At 54.4% G+C, this 21,446-nt stretch carries 14 protein-coding genes and 2 pseudogenes; 6 read left to right on the plus strand and 10 right to left on the minus strand.

The features are described 5' to 3' along the window. Nucleotides 1-253: 253 nt before the first annotated feature. The 3 genes from Poly59_RS15485 (at nucleotide 254) to Poly59_RS15495 (ending at nucleotide 9,176) form a co-directional block, all read left to right on the plus strand. Nucleotides 254-2,440: a c-type cytochrome domain-containing protein gene (locus Poly59_RS15485; RefSeq protein WP_146534997.1), complete on the plus strand. Its 2,187-nt coding sequence runs from the start codon at nucleotides 254-256 to the stop codon at nucleotides 2,438-2,440. Nucleotides 2,441-2,526: 86 nt separating this feature from the next. Further along, nucleotides 2,527-3,885 (plus strand): hypothetical protein, encoded by a 1,359-nt coding sequence (locus Poly59_RS15490; RefSeq protein WP_146534998.1) that lies wholly within the window; start codon nucleotides 2,527-2,529, stop codon nucleotides 3,883-3,885. Nucleotides 3,886-4,016: 131 nt separating this feature from the next. After that, nucleotides 4,017-9,176: a CHAT domain-containing protein gene (locus Poly59_RS15495; protein WP_186776284.1), complete on the plus strand. Its 5,160-nt coding sequence runs from the start codon at nucleotides 4,017-4,019 to the stop codon at nucleotides 9,174-9,176. A gap of 48 nt (nucleotides 9,177-9,224) precedes the next feature. Here Poly59_RS15495 and Poly59_RS15500 read toward each other — a convergent pair whose 3' ends face one another. Then, on the minus strand, nucleotides 9,225-10,349 hold the full coding sequence (locus tag Poly59_RS15500) for a hypothetical protein (protein WP_146535000.1): 1,125 nt from the start codon (nucleotides 10,347-10,349) through the stop codon (nucleotides 9,225-9,227). Nucleotides 10,350-10,462: 113 nt separating this feature from the next. Between Poly59_RS15500 and Poly59_RS15505 the strand changes: the two genes are divergently transcribed. Then, entirely contained in the window at nucleotides 10,463-10,921 is a 459-nt protein-coding gene (locus Poly59_RS15505) for a cupin domain-containing protein (RefSeq protein WP_146535001.1), read from the plus strand. 313 nt (nucleotides 10,922-11,234) lie between these two features. Here Poly59_RS15505 and Poly59_RS15510 read toward each other — a convergent pair. Both Poly59_RS15510 and Poly59_RS30680 read right to left on the minus strand, forming a co-directional pair. After that, nucleotides 11,235-11,405 (minus strand): annotated as a pseudogene (locus Poly59_RS15510) (deoxyribose-phosphate aldolase); the annotation flags it as partial. Next, nucleotides 11,323-11,517, minus strand: coding sequence for a hypothetical protein (locus tag Poly59_RS30680; RefSeq protein ID WP_186776285.1), 195 nt, complete (start codon nucleotides 11,515-11,517; stop codon nucleotides 11,323-11,325). The pseudogene Poly59_RS15510 and the gene Poly59_RS30680, both read right to left, overlap by 83 nt. Before the next feature lie 539 nt (nucleotides 11,518-12,056). On the opposite strand from Poly59_RS30680, the gene Poly59_RS15520 reads away from it, so the two are divergent. Next, the gene (locus Poly59_RS15520; protein ID WP_146535002.1) at nucleotides 12,057-12,599 is read left to right on the plus strand and encodes a hypothetical protein; all 543 of its coding nucleotides are present in this window, start codon (nucleotides 12,057-12,059) and stop codon (nucleotides 12,597-12,599) included. Between the two features lie 165 nt (nucleotides 12,600-12,764). On the opposite strand, the gene Poly59_RS15525 is transcribed toward Poly59_RS15520, so the two are convergent. From Poly59_RS15525 to Poly59_RS15540, 4 genes are all read right to left on the minus strand, one after another. Further along, entirely contained in the window at nucleotides 12,765-13,064 is a 300-nt protein-coding gene (locus Poly59_RS15525) for a type II toxin-antitoxin system RelE/ParE family toxin (RefSeq protein ID WP_146535003.1), read from the minus strand. Then, the gene (locus Poly59_RS15530) at nucleotides 13,051-13,302 is read right to left on the minus strand and encodes an addiction module protein (RefSeq protein WP_186776286.1); all 252 of its coding nucleotides are present in this window, start codon (nucleotides 13,300-13,302) and stop codon (nucleotides 13,051-13,053) included. Before Poly59_RS15530 ends, Poly59_RS15525 begins: the two co-directional genes overlap by 14 nt. 827 nt (nucleotides 13,303-14,129) lie before the next feature. Beyond that, complete coding sequence (locus Poly59_RS15535) at nucleotides 14,130-15,476, minus strand: DUF1552 domain-containing protein (RefSeq protein WP_146535005.1); 1,347 nt, start codon at nucleotides 15,474-15,476, stop codon at nucleotides 14,130-14,132. Between the two features lie 65 nt (nucleotides 15,477-15,541). Further along, nucleotides 15,542-17,587, minus strand: coding sequence for a DUF1592 domain-containing protein (locus Poly59_RS15540; RefSeq protein ID WP_246151676.1), 2,046 nt, complete (start codon nucleotides 17,585-17,587; stop codon nucleotides 15,542-15,544). Between the two features lie 264 nt (nucleotides 17,588-17,851). Here Poly59_RS15540 and Poly59_RS30790 point away from each other — a divergent pair. After that, nucleotides 17,852-17,989, plus strand: a pseudogene (locus tag Poly59_RS30790) (IS256 family transposase); the annotation flags it as partial. A 368-nt stretch (nucleotides 17,990-18,357) separates the two neighbouring features. Here the strand turns inward: Poly59_RS30790 and Poly59_RS15550 are convergent. From Poly59_RS15550 to Poly59_RS15560, 3 genes are all read right to left on the minus strand, one after another. After that, on the minus strand, nucleotides 18,358-18,855 hold the full coding sequence (locus Poly59_RS15550) for an FKBP-type peptidyl-prolyl cis-trans isomerase (protein WP_246151677.1): 498 nt from the start codon (nucleotides 18,853-18,855) through the stop codon (nucleotides 18,358-18,360). A 225-nt stretch (nucleotides 18,856-19,080) separates the two neighbouring features. Then, the gene (locus tag Poly59_RS15555; protein WP_390621488.1) at nucleotides 19,081-19,365 is read right to left on the minus strand and encodes a hypothetical protein; all 285 of its coding nucleotides are present in this window, start codon (nucleotides 19,363-19,365) and stop codon (nucleotides 19,081-19,083) included. 134 nt (nucleotides 19,366-19,499) lie between these two features. Then, the gene (locus Poly59_RS15560) at nucleotides 19,500-21,329 is read right to left on the minus strand and encodes an SMP-30/gluconolactonase/LRE family protein (protein WP_246151679.1); all 1,830 of its coding nucleotides are present in this window, start codon (nucleotides 21,327-21,329) and stop codon (nucleotides 19,500-19,502) included. Nucleotides 21,330-21,446 lie beyond the last annotated feature (117 nt).

Here is a 21,446-nt window from a genome sequence, read left to right on the forward strand (position 1 = left end):
GGGCGCAGGGGGAAAAGCGGCGGGTTTTCCGTCGGGACGCATGGGACACCTTCGGTGATTTGCTTGGGGGAAGAATTGGGGTCAGCAATCCAACTTCGTCAGGCTGAATTGGCAGACCAATGCTGATACGTCGGAAATTCGGTGGTGGTGAAAGTATTTCTTTGCAGCTACGGTGCCCCCAACTTAGTCTAGGGCGGCTATCTCCCTGTTTTTGGTTTCGAAGGTCATCCTCTTTCAATTTCTCGGAACAACAATGCGGTTCTATTACTCGGCTCGCGTGCGGGCAGCGTTTCTCTTCTTTGCTTGGCTTTCGCCACAAACGATTCACGCAGATGACGCTGAAAAGTTAGCGGCCGAAGTCAAGAACATCTTTCGCGCGCGATGTGCTGAGTGTCACGGCAAGACGCGGCGTGAAGCAGATATCGAAATCCTTGAAACGAGTAGTTTTGTCGGCGAGGACAACTTCGTGACGCCAGGAAGCGTCGACGATTCAAGTCTGTACGACTACATCGTCAGCGAAGACGAAGGGTCAAGAATGCCAGAACCTCCGCTTCCGCCATTGGAATCGTTCGAAATCGAAACCGTTCGCAAGTGGATCGAAGCAGGCGCCCCCGCATTCCCGAAAGACATTCAACAACCGGATCAGCAAGATAGCGACTCAGCACTGTCCAACGTTGTCGGTGCAGAGTACGTGTTGACGCAAATTCTGAAGCACGTCAAAGCAACCCCTCGCGATGATCGTCCGTTCTTGCGTTTCTTTAGCAGCAACCATTCTCTCGTCGAAGGAGCCACTGCGGCTGAACTAAAAGTCAACGGCCAAGCCCTTTCCAAAGCGATGAACCATTTGTCTTGGGAGCCAGCAATCGTCAAGCCCACGAAGGTTGACGAAATTGGATCGATCTACGCGGTCGATATTCGCAAACTCGGCTGGCACAAACGCCCCTTTCGCGTGGTCGATGCGGGGACCGAGACTGTCCCCAGTTCAACGGATCTGTACGACATGGTGTTGTTGGAGTATCCCTATGCGTTGGCGTTCGAGAATTCCGAGACTTTCGATGAACTTTGGGAAACTTACCTTCAGCCGGCTGAATTGATTCGCCCGATCCCGTTTGTCCGAATCGATTGGTTCGTGAGTGTTGCGACGCAGTTCCCGTTGTATGAAGATATGCTGCAAATCCCTTTTCAGTTGCATGATTTGGAAACAGAGCTCGGCGTTGACTCGGCTGAAAATATCGAAAACCACATCGCGAAACGCGCTGGGATGACCGTCTCGGGCGTGTCCCGAAACAACCGCGTCGTGGAACGCCATCCTGCTCGATATGGAGCGTACTGGAAAAGCTACGACTTCGAGACCAGCAAGGGTCAGCAGAATATGTTCGTCGACCCAATCGACTTTCATTTCGCGGGCGGTGAGATGATTTGGAACCTGCCAAATGGACTTCAGGGATACTTAATCACCGACAATCTTGGCAACCGAATCAATGCAGCGCCGACATCGATCGTCACAGACAAGTTTGCTGAAGACAAAGTCGTTCGCAATGGCTTGGCGTGCATGCGTTGCCACGACCGCGGCATGAAACGGTTCAACGACAACATTCGTCCAGCATTCGTCGCGCTTCCCGACAGCACGGGATTGGACAAACGCGACATCCTGCGAATGTATGTCGCGAAGGACGAGATGGACGAACTGCTTGATCGCGACGAAAAGAAATTCATGCGAGCGATGAACGACGCGTTGGGAGAACCACAAGACAAAGAGCCGCTGATCCCTCTGTCTCGACGATTCCTTGACTCGCCATTGGCGATCTCGCAAGCCGCCGCAGAACTTGGGCTGCAAGACTCCGGTAATTTGCAGCAAGTCTTTCGGCTTCCGCAGTTCACCCGACTGGGACTAGCAGGTTTGTCGGCCGGCGGAGTCGTCCGTCGTGACACATGGGAAGACTATTTCGATCGGATCTCTCAACAACTGGGGCTTGGCGTTCCCATTTCACCCATTGATGGATTGACGCGTCCCGATCACCTATCCGATGGCATCGCGTTTGATTTGAAACTGAAGACCAACAAACGCAGCAATATCTTTTCACCCGGTGATGACATGGTCATTCAGGTTGAAAACAAGACCGGTCAAAACTTGTTTGTCGAAATGATTGGAACCAGTTCGCGCGGGAGCACCGCCATCCTGACGGACGGCGTGATCTCTTTGCAGAATGGATCGACATTGCGCTTTCCTGAAAACGGCAGCATCAAAATCCGGCCGCAGCTAGGCATCGAGTTCATCACGATTTTTGCCAAGCCGACGAGATTCGAAGCGGGTGTGTTGCTGCGAGGCAAAGGAGTCGCTGATCGCTTCGTTCACCAGTTTTATGACTTCAACAATTCACATCTTAGCAACGTGCCCGAGCAACTCATCAAGAAAACGATCAAAATCGAAACTCGCTGATCCACCCAAGCTTGCGAATTTATCCGCAAGGATCACTCGACTCGCACCCAATCGCCGCCCAGCTAGCACCGTTTAGGATTCAAGAAATGGTAACTCGTCGACTCCAGTGTTTTCTTCTGACTGCATTCGTCGCATTCGGTGGAACCAAAGCTCTCGCCGAATCGATCCACCAGCAACTTCAGAAACAAGTGCCCGCAGTGGTGGAGTACCTCGCCGGCAAAGACGTCAAAACGGTTGGGGTGTTAAAGTTTCGCGTTGCCAAGCCAGGCGAAAAATTGACCGACAGCGCCGGACCAGCAAACTCTTTGATCGCTGACCGATTGGAAGTGGGACTGATTTTGGCGAATTCCTTTGATGAGTCAAAGCAGCTGAAAATCATCAAGGACGCAAGCTCGCAAGTTGATAAAATCGAGGGAGCAACGCACCTGACGGCGGCTGGCCGCGAGGCCATTTTCGGGACCCGCTACAAACTAGCCTGGGGTGGAGAATCCGTCACGGCCGATGCTTTTCTTACCGGCATCATCCAAGTTCATGAAGACAACAAGACCGCCAGTATTGGTTTGCTATGCTTGCTCAAGAACGGACAGAAACTTGAACGCGCATGCGATGTGTTCGAAGCAGACTTGGATGCATCAACACTGAGCGAACTGGGCGAGAGTTTCTTGTTACGGGGTGCATTTGATGGAGGAACGAGTCAGCTTACCTTCGAAGATCGTCAGGAAGAACGCCAGCAGTTGGTCATTCAACAGGCACAGCAAGTCAAGACACAGGCCGCGACGTTTCCGCTGAATGATTCTGCAGCGTCCTTGAAGATGGAAGTACTCTTTGATGGACGCTCCGTAGAGATCGAGACCCGACAAGGCCGTGCGTTCATCCCAGAGCCTGTCACTGGCCAAAACGTCGAGTTTGCCTTGACCTGTAATGGTGACTTATCGCAGCGACTCGGAGTCGTTTTGAAGGTCAATGGCGAAAACACTTTGTACCGTCAAACATGCCGAGACATCGATTGCGCGAAGTGGATTCTCTCACCGCAGAATCCAAGCGTATTAGTCCGCGGTTACCAATCATCCGATCGCACGACCGCCGAGAAATTTAAGGTGTTGTCCAGGTTCGAATCAGCAAAACGAGCGATGGACTATGGTCGCAATGTGGGCCAGATCCAACTGACCGTTTTTCAAGAGCTGACGGGGCCAAAACCAGAGCCCAAGCTGATCGGTGGGGACGAAGAAGACTTGATCGCCATGTTGAGAGGTATCCAGCCTGAAGAGACACCCATCAATCTGAGCGTCTTGAAGGGCCGACTTCGGAGCGCTGGCCGAGACGATCAGCAGACTCGCGGTTTGATCGTGCAGGGGGAAAAGACTGACAATGCGGTTCAAGTGGTGACCTTCAATCCCGATCCGACTCCGGTCATGTCAGTCACGATCACGTACTACAAACCATAGTCGCGGCGAGCTGCTGTCAATCGCGAACTGAGACAGCATGGCCGGATAAGCCGCTTTGTTTTTTGCATCGAGACTGTCACTCAGTTTCGTTCAAACCTGATGAATAGCGTTGTCCAATAAAAGAAACTTCAGTGAATCATCTCCGGCTATCACTTCTTCGCCCGATCGTTTTCGTGCTTTCCATTGCGCTGGCCGCTTTGCCTATTTGCATGGCCCAGAATGGCCAGCAGCAGACCGCTCAACAGCAATACGTTGTCGTGACGGCGCCGATCGGTTATCTGACAACCGACCAGGGCGACATCATTGGTCGGCTGCCAACTTGGACCCACTTGCTGGTTGTGCGGTCCACCAAGACCGACTTTGTAGTGATCACGCCGACGGGCCAGCGAGGATCGATCCGACGCGAGCTCGTTCAGCACAATCCGCTGACGAATGCAACATTGGCCGAATTGACCGCGGCCGAGTCGGCGGTCGTGATGCTGACCCAGGCCCATGAACAGATCGTGAAGCAAGACTACGCAGCCGCTTTGAATCTCAATAGGCAGGCGGGACGAACGGTCGAGGAAGCGATGGGACGCAGCAATCCGCTCTGGCCATGGATCATGAGCAGCGTCGCGCATCTCCAGTTGGCCAATGAAGAAACGATTGGCGCAAAGCTGACCATGGACGCGGCGGAGGCAAGTTTGCAAGGGCTGAAAGAAAAAGGCCCCGCGGAAGCCGACCTGCTGAATGTTCGCGCGATGTTGCTAGAACAGACTGGCGATCAAACTGGAGCAATCAGCACCTTTCGCAATGCCGTCGAGGCGGCAATCCGTCATGGTGGCGAGGCACATAGCGATGTTCGAGTCGTCATGTCAAACCTAGCGCATACACTTGGTGAGGCCCAGGAGTACAAAGAGGCAGCTCGTTTCCAAAAGACTGTCTACAACATTGGAAAAGACATTCTTCCCGATAGCACAACCGAGCAGGCGGACGCTGCGTTCGCCTTAGGCGTGTACTTAAGCATGGACGGACAAGAGGCCCAAGCCATTCCGTATTTCCGCGAGGCGCTGGCGGTCTATGAACGAACCAAGGCCAACGACGACCCCGATTTGGTTGCCACCCGTGAAATGCTTGCGGAAGTTTCTAAAGTCGCTGCACCGATCACGCCTAGTGTTGTTGTCAAACGTCAGCCCTATCAAACTTCGCAGGGTCGACTGCGCGTGATCTCAAAACACGCATACATTCGTGACAATGCAGGACGCATTTTAAAGACACTGTTTCGACACTCGTCAGTCAAATTCCTCCGCGAAGTCGACGATAAGTACGAAGTGGAATATCGAAAAACTCAAGGATGGGTCCACGCTGGCCAACTTGTTCCCGATCCAACGTACGCGGTGGACGATCTTGAACGGGAAGTTCGTGATCAGGTGAACGAAGCAAGATTGTTGCACGAGGAAGCTCTTGTCTACCTTGAACGCGATCAGGACTTGGTTCGTGCGCTCAAGCATTTAGAACGGGCACACAAGATCGTGAGCCAGTTCGATGATCAAGCAACAACATCCTCGGTTTTGAAAGAGATTGCTTATTTGCATGCGATTCAAGGCGATGCTTCGTTGGCCAATCAAGAGCTCAGTCGTGCTAGGCAATTGCTCAGCGTAAGCAAGTTGGCACAAAACCCCATTCTGATTGCGGAGCTCGAAAACGCCCGGGGTCATAGTGCATTCAACGGATCTGATTTTGATACCGCGTTGACGAGTTATACACGGGCGCTCGAAGCACTGCGTTCGAACTTCGGCGACATGAACGCGGGGACGGCTGCACTTTATGGCAATGTCTGCAAAGCAACGTCCTACAAAGGAGATTTAGTCAACGCCAAGCCAATTGCTGAGAAATTCATCTCGACCATGCGAGCTGTGTTTGGCGATGACACCAATGAACTGTCTTATGCGTACGCGACCTATTCCGAAGTACTCAGCGGCCTTGGGGATCACACGCAAGCTCAAAACTACTCAGCTCGCGCTTTAGCAATCCGAACGAATTTGCTTGGGCCTGACGACATTCAAACCGGCAACGCGCATGCGGACTACGGTAGAATTCTCTGGTTTAGCGGTGACATCGACGAAGCCGAAAGACAGCTGGATCGCGCTTTGGAGATTTGCAAGCGAATTAACAGCCAACGGGCTGAATCGCTTGAGGTATCAACGCGGATGTCGCTCGTTGAAATGTTCAATGAAGCAAACATGCCGCTGGATGCGTTGACCCATACGGGGTCACTGTTGGAGTTGATGAGAGCTTCGGATGGTGACTACAAGGACCAAATTGCGAAATACACCGCACTTGTGGAAAACCTCAAGGTGATTGCCAATCGACCGCAGGCAGCAGCTCAGCAGATGTTGATCGTGCTACGTGACGGTCGCATTCAGGACCAGACTCGCGTGGTGACAACGGTGCCGCCCGGAACGCGGTTGTGGTCTTTGAAGGAACAGGATGGATGGCACAGTGTCATCGTTAATGCCGACGGGGACAAACAGATCGCCGGATGGATCAAAGGGCAAACGGTCACAAGTGTTGAAGCGGAACTGTTTCAGCAGACCCAATCAAGCGACCTGCTTCAAAAACAACAAGTTGCCGCGAGGATCGCTGGAGTCATGCAGGCGAATCAGGATCTGTTTAGCAATACCAACCCAACTCGCGAAGATTTGGTTCGAGCGGTTGGACTCGTCGATGACGTGGCTAGAGACGTCGAGTCCGTCGGGAACAATTTTATGCTGGCATCGATTCGCCAGATGTTGGCCGGAATTTACGATCAATTTGCCGAGTACGGGAAAGCGAGGAAGCACTTAGAGTCGGCGTTGGAAACGCATATCGAGCACTTGGGCCGCAACCACCCGGTGACCGCGCAGGACCGACTCGGGCTGGCTCAAGTTCTGGTAAACATCGGCGACACAGTGGGCGCCGAGCGTCAATTTCGTGAAGCAGTGCGGGTGATCAGCTCGACGACCGGCCAAACAAGTGAGATGGCTTCGGACGCAAATGCAAGACTTGCCCTTCACCTCATCAACAATGGTGCGATTACGGAAGGTGAGGCACTACTACGATTCGTTCAGAAAACCGAAGCTGCGGCTGGGCGCGATGATCGTCCCACGATGATCACGGTGCTCATCACTTTGTCCAGCTTGGCAATCAAGGCCAACAAACCGCAGGACGCGATCGCACTGCTTCAACAGGCTCAAAAAATCCGCGAGTCGCAAGCAGCGACGGCTGATATCGTCACCGACATCATGCTGCAGACCCAACTTGGACTTGCTCAACTGCGAACAACGGAGCAGGAAGAGGCTTTGCGAAACTTGACGAGCGCGCATGAGCAAGCTGTTCGAGATCTCGGCCCGGCGCACTCCATCACGTCAAGTTGCCAGTCCATTTTTGGTTATGCAATGTCGCTCAATGGCGATTCGGATCAGGCATTGCAGTTGACTCAATCAGCCCTTGAAAATGTGATTAAAGCTACCGGACCGGAGCACATTCAAACGGTCGATGCGCTTGTCAGTGTCAGTGCGGTCCAATACCAAGCCGGGAACCTTCGGGAAACGCTCGATTTACTGGGACGCGCTCGAGCGGTGACAAACAAGTACGTAAGAGAAACCTTGGTCGAAATGCCGGCCCAGGCCCAAGTGCAGTTCTTGGAGAATAACGACCGTCGAAAACGTGACGCGGCTTTGTCACTTGTGTTGAAACACTCTGACGACCAAAACGTCGTCGACCAGACAGCCATTTGGATCCTAAACACGAAAGGACTGGCTGTCGAAACTGCCGTAGCACGCGGCTCACTGGAGAACTTTCTTAAGACCGAATTCAGCCGCAAGCAGTTTGAGTCTTGGCAAGAACTGCGTCGCCGGATCAGCACATTTCCCTTGGAAGGTGCCAATGAAAGTGTTCGCGAAACTCGCAGAGTAGAACTGCAGCAACTGAAAGAAGAAGAACAAGCGTTTCGCTCGAACATCGCCCCTGGCTTCGCCGAACAAGTCGCACGCCAACAAAGCGGCTTGGTCGATTTGAAATCCGTTCGCAATGAAATCGCGGATGACTCCATTTTGATCGAGCTTTTTCGTCTGAGACCCGTCGACCTACCAAGAATTATCTCACCGGATGAACCGCAGCCCGCCAGATACATTGCATGGATTATCCCTCCCGCCGACGACGGCCCGGTTCAGTTTGTCGACCTGGGATTAGCAGAACCGATTGACACACTCGTGGCGACGACGCAGGAGCAGATCAATGCGTCGGGAGCGCTGATCAATGGACTTGGTTCCATCGAATCCACCGAGCGGCTTTACGAAGCGATGCGACCACTGACGACGGCCGTTTGGGAACCGATTCGAAAGACGATTGGCAATTCAAAGAAACTCATCATTAGTCCCGATGCCAACTTGTGGTTGATTCCGTGGGCCGCGATTCCTGTTGGCGACAAACGCTACCTTGTCGAGGACTTTGAAGTTCAGTTACTCAACACCGGACGCGATCTAGTTCGCCCGATCAATCCGGCGGATGAACTTAACGGTCCGGTCATCATCGCGGACCCTGCGTTCGACTCGGATGCCAGAGAAATCGAAGACACCGTAAGGGCTATGGAACTTGACACACTTCGCACCCGATCAGCCGTTCCATTCAATCGAAATTTCGCTGAAAAACGTCTGCCGGGAACTCGTAGTGAAGCGATGATCATTCAGCCGAGTTTACAGATCAGCGATGGCGAGGCTCCGGAAACATACATGGGCGAACAAGCTGCTGAAGCGGTTTTCAAATCGCTGCAGCGCCCCCGAGCTCTGTTGGTGGGAACCCATGGTTTCGTGTTTCAGGCCGAACAATCTGATGCGTCCAATCCATTGGCACGATGCGGGCTGTTGCTGGCTGGCTGTAATAACAGTGCTGAGAATCTTCGCACCACCGGCGAAGACGGCGTTCTGACCGGATCCGAAATTGTGGGAACGGATTTGCGTGGAACCCAACTGGTAGTGCTCAGCGCTTGCCAGACCGGGTTGGGCACCGTCCAAGATGGTGAAGGAGTTGCGGGACTGCGTCAAGCTTTTCAGCTTGCCGGTGCCGAGTCCGTCGTGGCAACGTTGTGGTCGATCCCAGACCAAGCAACCACGGCGTTGATTGTGAGCCTATTTGACAACCTTGCGTTAAAAATGACCAAACCCGCTGCGATTCGCGCAGCGCAGATCGAAAGCATTCACCGACTGCGAGAACGCGAAGGTGCGGCGCATCCATTTTTCTGGGCCGCTTTCACCCTGACGGGCCAACAGTAATTGTATTATCGGGTAGGCCTGGTTCCGAATGGTCCTTGCTCCACGTTTTTACCAGGGTCGCTTCGGTCGCGTTCCGTTGGCGATATCACGGAGTTGATCTTCGTCATACGGTGACCGCATGACTTCGGCCGACAAGTGTTGCGTGCGAAATAGGTTGACGATGTATCTCATTCGTTCACGCAGAATCGTCCAATCGTTCGCTCTGGTGTTCAACAAGCCATCACGCTGCACGTCGTACCCTTCGTCCCCGTTAAGAAACTCTCGCAGTTCGGGCAAATCAATCTCCTGCAGAGTCTTAGGAAAGGGTTCGTCGCCTAGTGGAGGCACATCGTCGTGAACCGCCAATTGTCGCTCGCCAACACTGTAGGTCATCAGTCGCTGGGTCACGCACTTGCTAATCAGGAACGGCAGAGAATCGCGAATGATAGGTTGCAACCGAATGTGCTCGTGCAAGACAGCCAAGCAATTTGCAAAGAAATTTGCCTCATGCTGAACCTTTTCGACGCGAGAGCATCTTGCCATTTCGTAGGCGGAAAATGCTTGCTTCAAAAGGTCTTGGCCATCGTTTTCCGTTGGAGCGGGGCGAAGTGAATGAATGAAAGTGGCAAAAGCAGATTGCTGTTCACTTCGATCGATCGCATCAAGGGTCTGGTCAGCGTTCTCATTCGTTGGCGGTCCAATTTGGGCGACGTAATCCAGGTATCGAGCAGAGACCAATCCGATATCCTCCAAAACGATTCTGTTCCCGTGGAGGATAAGCTTTGCGGCGCGGGAACGTGTGTAGCCAGCAAGCAGGAATCCGCTGAATCCGCCTGCGATCGCTCCGGTCACAGCCCACGCAGTCATCGCGCTGGGCAGGGACCATTGCATCGTCCCATGCAATCCGAATCCGACAGCCAAACCAACTAGCGTACCGACGATGCCCGCTACAATGGTTCCGTCGCGAGAAGCTTGATCGCGGTCTTCTTGTCGGACGGTAACCCCTGCCTTGCGTGAACCCCACACGGCCCAACTGTGGAAATTGGCTCCCGCTTCGTGTCCGATTGCATCAAGCAACGCCTGCGACAACAGCAAATGCACTCGAGTGATCCGCAAATTCGACAGAGTATAGTCGTCCGTTCGGATCGCCTCGTCGATCATCGTCTTCCACTCTTCAAGTGTTCTCGTCGTCATTTGCTGCTCCCATGTATCCTCAGTTTCGGTCGATTCTTGGCTCTCGCCTACGGGCGTAGCGCGAGCTGCTACTCTATAGCGCCATCACATCAACTGTTCAAGGAACCCCATTGATGATTCTAGAGCGAAAGTTTGTTTTGCCGGGCGAGGGCACTCGTTACGACGTCTTGGGTGGTGACCAAGTCACGATCAAAGTAACTTCGCGGGACACCGGAGGCGAGATGACGGTGTTGGAAACGGTCGTTCCTGCCGGGGCCGGTCCGCCACGTCACGTCCATACACGCGAGTCTGAAACGTTCTATGTTTTGGAAGGCGACTTTGAGTTTGAAGTCGACGGTGAAAGAACGAATGCGTCGGCAGGTGCATTTTTGATCGCGCCGCCGAACCTTCCGCACTCGTTTCGGAATGTTTCGAACAAACCAGGGAAGCTACTGGTTGTGGTCCAACCCGGCGGCTTCGAGGAATTCATCGAAAAGTTCGCCTCCCTGCCGACGGACCAACCGCCAGACATGTCCAAGATGGCGCAAATGGGCGCGGAGCACGGCGTGACTTTTTTGCCGCCCGCACAGTGATGCGGGACGCAGCGCTGTTCTCGTCACCTGATCCGGTACGACGTGCGGGACAGTGAAGCGGGAGCGACGTTTTCAATTCGGACGCTTCACAGCGAATATCGAATAGGTGTCCGGTACGAATCGCACAAGATTACCAGCGTGTTGATTTTCACTGTCCGGGCGCAATTCGATGCAGGCAACGCTTGGAGACTTTGTGGGTGGGAAGAATTGGGGTCTGGCGAAGAATTGGGGTCCGACTAGCGATTCGGGTTTCGGGATTCAGCTCTCCTTCAATCCCGAAACCCGAGTCTGACCCCTGGCGAAAGCCCCCAAGCTAGTAACCCGAAGCGTGTGTGGCTTCGACCTCGATCGCGGGAAGTCCCAGACGCTTGCGGGCTTGGCCCATCATTTCTGCGGTCCGGCTAGCACCGCAACGCGTCACTCCCAGATCGCGCACCGCAAGCAGCGCGTCCAGATCTCGCACTCCGCCGGCCGCTTTGACTTGGAATGTCAGCGATGCGATTGGCAATCTCATCTGACCAAGACTCGCGAATCTCTGACGATTCGTGGCCTTTAGATTCGCCTTCCAAACTGGCAAGAATGGCGCTGGCGATCACTGCTCGATCCGCGGGAGCAAGTTGCAACGCAGAAGCGATCAATTGTTGAGCTGTTTCGGATATGAACGAATCTCACTGAACGGTGGTGACGATCTAATTATTTTATCAGGCGTCGATCATGAAATTGAAGCCCGACTTTTGACGATCGTTTGAACGATGTCTTTCGTTGCTTGGTCCAGAAAGGACCACGACCGCACCATGTCGCGTAGAGCAGCGTCTTGGCTGAGTGCTTCGCCTTCTGCTTCGGGTACCCCGAAAACCTCGCTAAACGGCCGTGTTTTCGTGGATGTTTCACATCCTCTGGGGTGAATTGAAACCCGCATCTGACTTCTTCTAGAGACGTCGGATACGGGTTTTTTTTGTGGTTATTCGGTCGCCGAAGTGTCTCTTGGGTGCCAATTCATGTGTTTCGGTCGCGGGGAACATTTTCGTGAGTTTGATCGCTGCGGAGCGTGGATCTCGGCGGAGCGTGGATCTCCGCGCCAGTGACGGCTTGTATGTGCGCCATTCAACCGGAAGTGTTTGTCGAGACTATTGCTATGTTTGCAAAGAGTGATGCCAACGAATACCGATTTGATCCGGCCGTTGAGGAGAACCAAGATCGGGCACGTCGATGCCATGAGTTGCTGAGAAGCGTTGTTTCATTTCCTGGCTACGGAGCAGCCGAAGAGCTTGGTGGCGTGAATTATTGCGCGGCATTGTGGGTGGAACAGGTTTTGGAACATGCGAATACTGAACAGTTTCAATGTGAGGTCGTGGATCAGCTGGCGGAAATTTTCACTCGCGGAGCGGTTGCCGAAATTGAAGACTGGCCTAGTGACACACTTGCGTCCGCGATCAACCTAGTTGATACCGAGGCTGGAAGGTCACACTTGGTTCGATCTTTGCAGAATGACCGGGGCATGCACTACGTAGATCACACAGGCAACACGAATCGAGAGATCGCAGCGCGATTCCGGAGTCGAGCAACAGTTGTGCAAGAATATTGCCCGGCCGCCGCCGAAGCAATTAGCGGCTACGCGATAATGATTGAACGCGAAGCAAAACGCTTGGTAGAGGAAAGCCGATGGGGAAGGGACTGAATGTTATGTTTGTCGCTTTGAGACGTTCTGATGATCGTCGCCGTACCAGTGCAGTCGGTCTTGATTTGCCAACAAACTGTTTAACTTCTTGCTCTGAAGTTGTGGCAGTGAATCGGTAATTGATGGAAGGATGCTTGGTAGAAGGTGTCCTCGATCCGATCGCAACTATCTCGACAAACGGTCGCGCCAATATCCAGGCCGTCTTCGCGTGTGAGCGACGGCGATCACGATGATTCGTTCGTCGCGAACGATAAAGGCCATGACGAAAGGGAAACCACGGAATCGGAAGCCTTGCGTTCCATGGAAGTACGGTCCCCAGGATTCGGGCGACCGATGAACCAGTTCTTCCGCTCGATCAAGTTCGAGTTTGAATCGTTCGCCTACGTCAGGATTGACGCTGGAGTACCAGTCAAAAGCGTCGGCGATTTCATCGGATGCGGCGGGATGGTACTCAAGTTCGGCCACTGGGTTTTCCGCCGATTCGTTTCCATACTTCCGACGAAGGCACCGTCTTTACCCGACCGCTGTCGATGTCGTCGATGCGCCGGCCAATCTCCGTGTCCCAAGCGGCGTCAATCTCTTCCTGGGTCGCTTCCGAATCGGCGGCCGAATCAATGCTGTTCAACATTGCATTGGCAAGCGCGACACGCTCGGAAAGCGGCATCTGCATCGCGGTCGCGATCAGGTCATTAGCGTTGGGCATTTCGGGCATCGAGCAAAATCCAAAACGAAAGCGAAACCGACAATACGATTGTAACCAAGAACCATCATTGGGTCGAAGAACCGTTCTTTACGAGAATTAAGATAGCGGATCGGATTGCATCATTAAGCGTCGGCCAACATCGCACCAAGTCAGCAAGCTGCTCGGCGTCCGTGCTGGTGATTGCTGGTGTCACTGCATTTTGCACCGCGTTTTCCGACAAGTTTTGTTTCGTCGCAACGTCGCAATCGGGCTTCCCTACCTCTGGGGTGTATTGAAACCCGCATCTGACTTCTTCTAGAGACGTCGGATACGGGTTTTTTTGTGGTTATTCGGTCGCCGAAGTGTCTCTTGGGTGCCAATTCAAGTGTTTCGGTCGCGGGGAACATTTTCGTGAGTTTGATCGCTGCGGAGCGTGGATCTCGGCGGAGCGTGGATCGCTGCGGAGCGTGGATCTCCGCGCCAGTGACGGCTCGTAGAGAGGCTGCCTCCGAGCACGCTTTATCGAACTGAGCGCTGCATTCATGGTGGCGCGTGATCGATTGAGGTGCGAACCGACGAGACGATCACGAAAGAAGCCGACCGCTGCAACGTCAAAACAACAATCCTAAGAGTCTATCCCGGCGGCTTCGCAAACTGTGATCAGCTGCACCGGCTCCGCGGCGAGATGCATTGAAAGAGTTCGGGAATCGTCCGATTCGGGTTGCCTTTGCCGCCATTTCGGTACTTACCCTTTTCGCTTTTGATTTTCTTACCGTCCGTGTTTCAGAACACGCGAAAAGGTGAGTGTGTCGGCATGGCGCGAGAGGGCTGGTGGACGATTTGGATCTCTAAGCCATCAACGATTTCACGGTGCCGGTGCTGTCGGCGAAACGTTCGATGTCGAGTCCCAGCATTCGTGCTTGGGTTAGCCACAGGTTTGCCAGTGGCGTCCCGTCGGGCAGATTGATGTGTTGTCCTGACTGCACTCGCGAACCGCCACCGGCGACGATGATCGGTAGGTCGTTGTATTGATGCGTCGATCCGTCGCCCAGCCCAGATCCGTAGGTGAACAAGGTGTTGTCCAGTAAGGTGGATCCGTCAGCTTGTTCGATGGAATCCAGTTGGCTGACGATGTATGCAAACTGCTGCATGTGGAATCGGTCCACCTTCAGTAGGTCATCAATCATTTTGGTCTGATTGTGAGACATCTGATGATGGCTGCGTGGTTTGTCGAAAAGTGTCTCGAACTTGTACGGCGTGTCCCATCGCTCAGGCCCGACCATAAACGTGGTGACATTTGTCAGACCGGTTTGCAGCGCCACGACCATCAGGTCGGCCATCAAACGAATATACTCGCCGCGCGGCAAATAAGCTTCGGGCGGTTCGTCCATGGTCACTAACGCCAATTCCGATCGCATTTTTTCGAGACGATTCATTTGCGTCTCGATGGTCCGTATTGAATCAAAGTATTCAGCGAATTTGTGCCGGTCGGCGTAACCGAGTTCACGACGCAGCGTACTGGCGTCTTCGAGTACGAGGTCGGTGATGTCTCGGTAGCGGTCCGTTTCGTCGGTCGAAAACAGGCGATGGTACATCTTTCGCGGATCTCGAATCGACGGCGCCAAATGCCCGGTGCCGTACCACGAGATATTGTCGAAGTAAATTGATTCCTTGTTGTCGAGGTGGCTGTTGCAGCTGAACTCCAGCGTCGGAAACGGAGTCGCGGTGCCGATCTGATCGGCGACCAAATGATCGAGCGTGCGGTCCAGCGGCCAGGCGGTGCCTTCAATGGTGTAGGGAGGTGCGCTGCTGAGGTAACATGACGCGCACTGGGCGTGCACGTCGGTGCCTTGCTGGAACGTGCGGTCCATTCCTGTGATCAGGTTGATCTTATCACGGTGTGGTTCCAGCGGTTGCATTGTTGGCGTCAGCTCAGTCAGTGGTGTGACGCTGAATCTTGGGTTCTGTTTCCCGAGTGACTTCATCACTCCCCCCAGATTTCCTTTGGGGATGATGTGTTCTGCCTCGCCAGGAAAAAAGCCTCGACGCACGACTCCGATTGGCACGTAGAAATGAGCCATCCGCATCGGAACGGCTTTCGCGGCGGCTGCCGTAGCCACGCTTTCCATCCACGGCAGTGCCAGCGATGCGGCACCCATACCGCGCAGAAACGATCGTCGTGTCGTGATTGGCATTGCGAGTTTCAGGTGGGGCGAAGGGGTGGTGGGAGCGGTCAGGATCGCTGACACGCTGGATGACGCTACGGAGCAACGGGGGAATTTGCGGGCGTCGATTTCGTTTGAAATGGAGCACTCATGATAACCATTTTCAGCAACGTTTGGATCTTGTAATCGTCGTCGATTGTCGCGCCCGTGATTTCGTCGAGAGTGATCTGGTCGGCAGGGCCCAGTTGGCGGGCCAAGGCGAACGACAGCAGGTGGCCGGCGAGTGCACGGGTGAAGCGGTCTTTTTCGACTAGGATTGCGTCTTTGAACTGCACAACATCGTTGAATTCATGCTGCCGCATCAGTGTGCCGGCCATGTCGACGTCGCGACCGTTCTCGTATTGGTCACGCCATTGTCCGATCGCATCGAAGTTCTCTAGTGCGAACCCCAGTGGATCGATTTGCTCGTGACATCCCTTGCAGTCGCTGCGCTGGCGGTGCAGCGATAGGCGTTCTCTCAGCGTCAGATTTTCTTCGCCGTCAGCTGGCTTTTCTCCGAGTGCTGGCACGTCAGCCGGCGGTGGATCGGGCGGGTTGTTGAAGATCACGGTGGCGACCCATGCGCCACGCGTTATCGGATGGCTTCGGTCTGGTCCCGAAGTCATCGTCATCACGGCGGCATTGGTGATCACGCCGCCGGTCCGCCGATCCGCAAGCGGGATGCGGTGAAACTTCAGCACGGTCGGGGCGCCGCCACCGCCCTTTGTCATGGGTGATTCGCTCCGCAGGTCACCATAGGCATCCTCAAGTGTGACCGACCGATAGCTAAAATCAGAATCGATCAGTTGGGTGATCGGCAGATTTTCGATCAAGACGGTTTCAAACAACAGCAGCGGCTCCAGCATCATGTGCATGCTGTCCCGATACTTCGCGAAATAGAACTTCGGGAACCGTTGTTCGTCAGGAACCGACGAGATGATCCGTTCCAGTTGCAGCCACTGGGCGGGAAAACTGTCGCAAAAGCGTTTCAATTTACGGTCATTGACCATCCGGTCAAATTGTCGGTCCAAGACGTCAGGACGCTTTAGTATTCCGCGGCCGGCCAGGTCCAACAGCTGTTCGTCCGGCAGACTTCCCCAAAGAAAGAATGACAATCGCGAAGCGAGTTCAAAATCGTCGAGAGCACCAGTCGGTTGTTCGCCACTCGACTTGTCGTACAGATACAGAAAATTCGGAGACGCGATGGTTGCCGCGGCGACAGATTTCATCGCGTCGGTGAAAGAGGCTCCGCGGGCTAGTCGTGCGTCGACAAACGAAGCGTATCGTTCCAGCTGTTCAGGCGTCACCGAGCGGCGAAAAGCTTTTGTTAGGAAAGGCTCTAGCCGGCGACGGACTTCGTTGCCGACGCCATCGGTATTGTCAGGCGGTGCAAAGAACGATTGCCAGATGCCGACGCGGCTCGCCACGAAGTCGGGGCTTTGGGTGATTGATTGACCGAGCTTCAGAAACGATTCCATCAACAGAGGTGATAGCGATAAGTGGTCGCCGCGATTGTCGTATCCGTGTTCGGCTCGTAAGTCCTGTGGGAACGCCGCAACGCCGGCCAGTCGCGGTTCGATCATCTGTGATTTGCCCAGCGGCCGGCTGCCGACGTTGACCAGATCCGCCATCTTTCCAGTTTCCGGCCGGAAATAGTTCTTGTGATCACGCATCATTCGTTCGGGCAGCGTGAACACGATGCAGTCTAAGCCGAACAGGTCGATCACTGCGTTGTTGTACTGGAACCGATTCATGCGGCGAATTGGCGTCGCGGCAAATCTGTCCTGGGTGGTAACGCTCGTATGAAGAATTGATTTCAGCTCTGTGACCAGATTCTGTCGGCTTTCTGGATCGAGTGCTTGATCGGCATTCGGTGGCATCTCTTGTAAGTCGAGGACGTCGATCAAATTGGCGACGAGCTCTGGCGAGTTGCTTAATCGAGACAAGTTCAGGTCGCTCAAGTCGACGTCGCCTTCGATCGTGTCACCGTCGCCATGGCATTCGACGCAGTGCCGACGGAACGCGGACGCGATCAGGTCGCTTGGAACTGATTCATCCGCGGTTGCATTGCCGCAAGTTGTGGCGACCAGAGAAATAGTCAACGCAGTGATTATCAGCGATTGACAGGAATGCACTATCAAACGTTGCGTCATGAGGATTGTCGCCGATGATCGATTGCAATGAAGGTCACTACGAAGTCCAGTTCCGTTGCAATCGGTGAGCGGCTAGAACGGCCGGTAGCGGGGGCCATCAGTGTATTCGTGGTGGATGCCTGAATCAACTTACTTGCCGGCTTGCCTACGTGATACTTCGATTCGCTTTCTGTGACGGCGGGCACGTCATTGACTGGCAAAACTGCGTTTGTACTGCAATGGTTTGAAGAACGAACCCGTGAAGATATCCAGATTGCAATCAAGATTGTCGGTGATGCCGTTCGCGGTCATATCGATGAACTCGTACGATCGATGGTGGAGGACACCTTGAACAAGCTGCTTGATGCCGAAGAACTCTTCGCAGGCGAACTCAAAACACATCGCTGAAGCGTTCGCCGGACAGAAAGACTTTGGCATTGAAGATTAGCGATCGTGCAATATCGCTCGTTGATCGGACGCAATAAGTCGCGACCAAACGGGCACGTTGGCGATTGGATGTCCACCGATTTCCCGCCAGACCACCGAGCTCTTGTTTCCGCCGCTTCCGATGGCAAATTGCGTTTTTGGTACCTGAACCTGTGCGGGCCAGCGATTCGATTGGATGCACATAGCGGACACATTCACTGCGTCGTATCTTAACCCGGCGGCAACTAAGGTGCCTCAGGAAGCGGGGATCGAAACGTCAAGCTTTGGTCGAGAGATTGACGTTGCCAATCGGTCTATTCGACGTCCACGAGTTCAACGACGAAGTGAAGATCCGAGTGTGCAGGGATGGAGCCTGGCGAACCGGCTTCGCCGTAGCCGAGCCTTGAAGGCACCCACAATTCGATCATTCCACCTTGGCCGATGAGTTGCATGCCTTCGGTCCAGCCGGCGATAACATTTCGCAAGGGAAAAGTTGTTGGTTCACCTCGCTCGTAGGAACTATCGAACACTTTTCCACCATCGAGCCAGCCGCGATAGTTGACGGTTACCGTGTCGCTGGCCGTCGGTTTCTTAGCTTCGGAGTTTCGCAGAACGCGATACTTCAGTCCTGAATCCGTTGCCGAGAACTCTGACGCGATTTCCGCATCCATCGGCCCCGCGCCGGCTTGAAGTTCGGGCGCGTCGGTAAACGTGGTCGGTTTCCATTGGGCGGATGGAGCAAACGCGGATGCCGCCGTGGGAGTTTGGTCCGGGCCGAATTTCGCGGCGGAGCGACATCCCGGAACCATCATCAGGATGCTCAATAGACACCACGGCAAACAACTCTTCATCGCTGTTTCAACGCTCCAGTCTCGTGTTCCGCATCAATCCAATGCGCCCATCGGAGGCGAACCTTGCCGCCACCCTCGCAGCGGAGACTACTGAATTCTGGCCTTCACTGAAAGTCCTTCTTTGGTCCAGCGTTGCGTTCCCGCCCAAAGCACTCGGCGGGCGGCAATCAAGCTGCGGCGGGAGTGCTAAGCCGGGTCGGCAAGGATCTTCCCCGTTCGGTCGTCCACTCGGTGTAGGCGAGTGGCCACTCCCATCGCACTGTCGCCGGGTTTTAGGGATACCAACCAATAGGGATCGGCAGGCACATTCGCGTCGACCATTGCCCGCAGGATCTCACGATCATGCACGCCGTTCTCGCTGTATAGCTTCGCGTAGAAATCCTTTTCCCGGCGAATTCTCTCGGTGTCGAAGAATACCGCGGAACACTTCGTGCCCGGCGGAATGTCATCGAAGTGTTCGATGACAATCATGATCGCCGCCTTCTGGTCGATTTCTCGTTTCGTCAACGCTTGCTCCTAATCCTTGCAACTTGCATCACGGAAAATGGCAGGATGGATGCCCATCCTGCAGCGCGGTGGTTTACCTTCCCCGAGAATCCATTGAGCTAGAGTCTCGGTTTCGGCGGCACAACCGCGGGTTGCCAAGGGGCAATTCCATCGAGCTTGGTCTTTCGGGAAAACACCTTGCTGCCGCAAGTGACGTACAACGTCGACATCTCTTCGCCGGCGAGCACACAGTTGGATAGCTTACCGGACAAGCTGGGCCGTGAAAGAATCAGGTGAACACGTCCGGGCGGGTCAATGATCTGAATGCCCAGTTTGGTTGCCACCAATAGCGAGCCGTCCTTCGTCATCGTGACTCCGTCGGCGCCGCCGATCATGTCGTCTTGTGGCGTGTGCACGTAACTGTAGGGTTGGCCGTGCAACAGTTCGCCCGACTGCGAGTCGATCTTGTACGACCAAACGTATCGGCCTTCCGCATCCACGACCATCAGGAAACGCCGGTCGGGAGTGACGATCAATCCGTTGGGTTTCTTGGGGCCCGCGCCGACATTGATCGGTTTGCCATCGCCGCGAGGATTACCGTTCGCGTCGATCGGCAAGTACCAAACCGCTTGCTCGGTCGGTCCCGTGAAATAGATGCCGTGATCGAGCACCACCAAGTCGTTGCAGGAAACGCCAGAACACAAGTCGGTGCGACCGCCATCGGGGTCGATTCGTGTCACGGTCAGAGCTGTATTGCGAGCACAATAGAGACGACCTTCCGCATCGAACATCAACGCGCTGACTCCGGGCAAGTCGTCGACAAACTTGGTCGCGTGATCGGTGCCGGAAGCAATCTTCCAAATTTCGCCTCGTGGCCCATCAATAAAATACACGTCTCCGTTGGGTGCGACCGCGGGGCCTTCGGTGTATTTGTGGCCGTCACTGATCAGCTTCCACGATTCACCTTCAATCAGCCGATCTTTGAGTTCAGGGTGGTTCGAAACGTCCGACTCGATCGGCTGGTCAAAGTCTTGCCATAGCCAACGCATCGCATCGGGAAAGATCGCAGCGCCGTGTTTGCCGTTATGGCCGCCCTCGCCCCATACATTTTTGACTTGGTAACTGGCCCACTGCAGTGATGCGAGCATCGATTGATTCGCGTGCCACCAACTGCCGCCATAGATGTTCAAATCGTTGCTGCCGTCCTGCAAAAAGATCCTTAGCGGTTTGGGTTCGTACTTGCGAACCAGGGTCGCGTATTCGTTGCCGCCTCGCAGTCCTACGAATGTGCCGACCGTGCTGAACACGCGGCGGAATTGATCGCTGCGGTGCCAAGCAACGCCAAACGCCGCGATGGCGCCGCTACTGCTACCGCCGATGGCTCGCAGATTAGGATCATCGGTGATCGCGTAGGACTTGCGGACTTCGGGAATTAGTTCATCGATCAGGAACGACGCATACCGATCGCTGACCGTGTCGTATTCAAAGCTGCGATTGAATCGATCCTGAGCACCGTTGCCGCCGGGCACAACACCGGGGTTTACACAGATGGCAATCGTGACCGGCATTTCACCGCGATGGATCAGATTGTCAAAGACATGGTGGATTCGATATTCGCCTTTGTCTTGGACGTACTTTGCGCCGTCCTGGAAAACCATCAACGCGGCCGGCGACGACTTGTCGTACTGTGCAGGAACGTAAACAAAGTAGTCTCGCTCGGTGCCAGGATAAACCGTGCTGTCGGTGAATCGATGCGCTGTCACCACGCCCTGCGGAACTCCGTCTTTGGCCACCGTGTCGGGGTGAACGGGGTAGCTCTCCTGAGCAAACACCACAAGTGCTGGCAACAGGAACATGACAGCAAAAACGTGAACGCCGGTACGCGTTAGGCTTGCGGTCAAAGATCCAGCAAGCCGAAGTCTCGGGCACTGGTGAATCGCTGTGTTCATATCAAATCGCTTGGAGAGTGTGTGAATACTCGGAAGGCTTGGTGTGTGGGTCGGTCAACAAGATAGTCGAAAAGCAACGCGTCCGAGTCGCAATTCATCGCCCTGGTTCTTCACCGA

The organism is Rubripirellula reticaptiva, from assembly GCF_007860175.1.
Taxonomy (GTDB): domain Bacteria; phylum Planctomycetota; class Planctomycetia; order Pirellulales; family Pirellulaceae; genus Rubripirellula; species Rubripirellula reticaptiva.

Coding starts and splice junctions, on each gene's coding strand:
- Poly59_RS15485 (WP_146534997.1), top strand. CDS start 254: ATGCGGTTCTATTACTCGGCTCGCGTGCGGGCAGCGTTTCTCTTCTTT.
- Poly59_RS15490 (WP_146534998.1), top strand. CDS start 2,527: ATGGTAACTCGTCGACTCCAGTGTTTTCTTCTGACTGCATTCGTCGCA.
- Poly59_RS15500 (WP_146535000.1), bottom strand. CDS start 10,349: ATGACGACGAGAACACTTGAAGAGTGGAAGACGATGATCGACGAGGCG.
- Poly59_RS15505 (WP_146535001.1), top strand. CDS start 10,463: ATGATTCTAGAGCGAAAGTTTGTTTTGCCGGGCGAGGGCACTCGTTAC.
- Poly59_RS15520 (WP_146535002.1), top strand. CDS start 12,057: ATGTTTGCAAAGAGTGATGCCAACGAATACCGATTTGATCCGGCCGTT.
- Poly59_RS15530 (WP_186776286.1), bottom strand. CDS start 13,302: ATGCCCAACGCTAATGACCTGATCGCGACCGCGATGCAGATGCCGCTT.
- Poly59_RS15535 (WP_146535005.1), bottom strand. CDS start 15,476: ATGCCAATCACGACACGACGATCGTTTCTGCGCGGTATGGGTGCCGCA.
- Poly59_RS15550 (WP_246151677.1), bottom strand. CDS start 18,855: ATGATGGTTCCGGGATGTCGCTCCGCCGCGAAATTCGGCCCGGACCAA.
- Poly59_RS15555 (WP_390621488.1), bottom strand. CDS start 19,365: ATGATTGTCATCGAACACTTCGATGACATTCCGCCGGGCACGAAGTGT.
- Poly59_RS15560 (WP_246151679.1), bottom strand. CDS start 21,329: ATGAACACAGCGATTCACCAGTGCCCGAGACTTCGGCTTGCTGGATCT.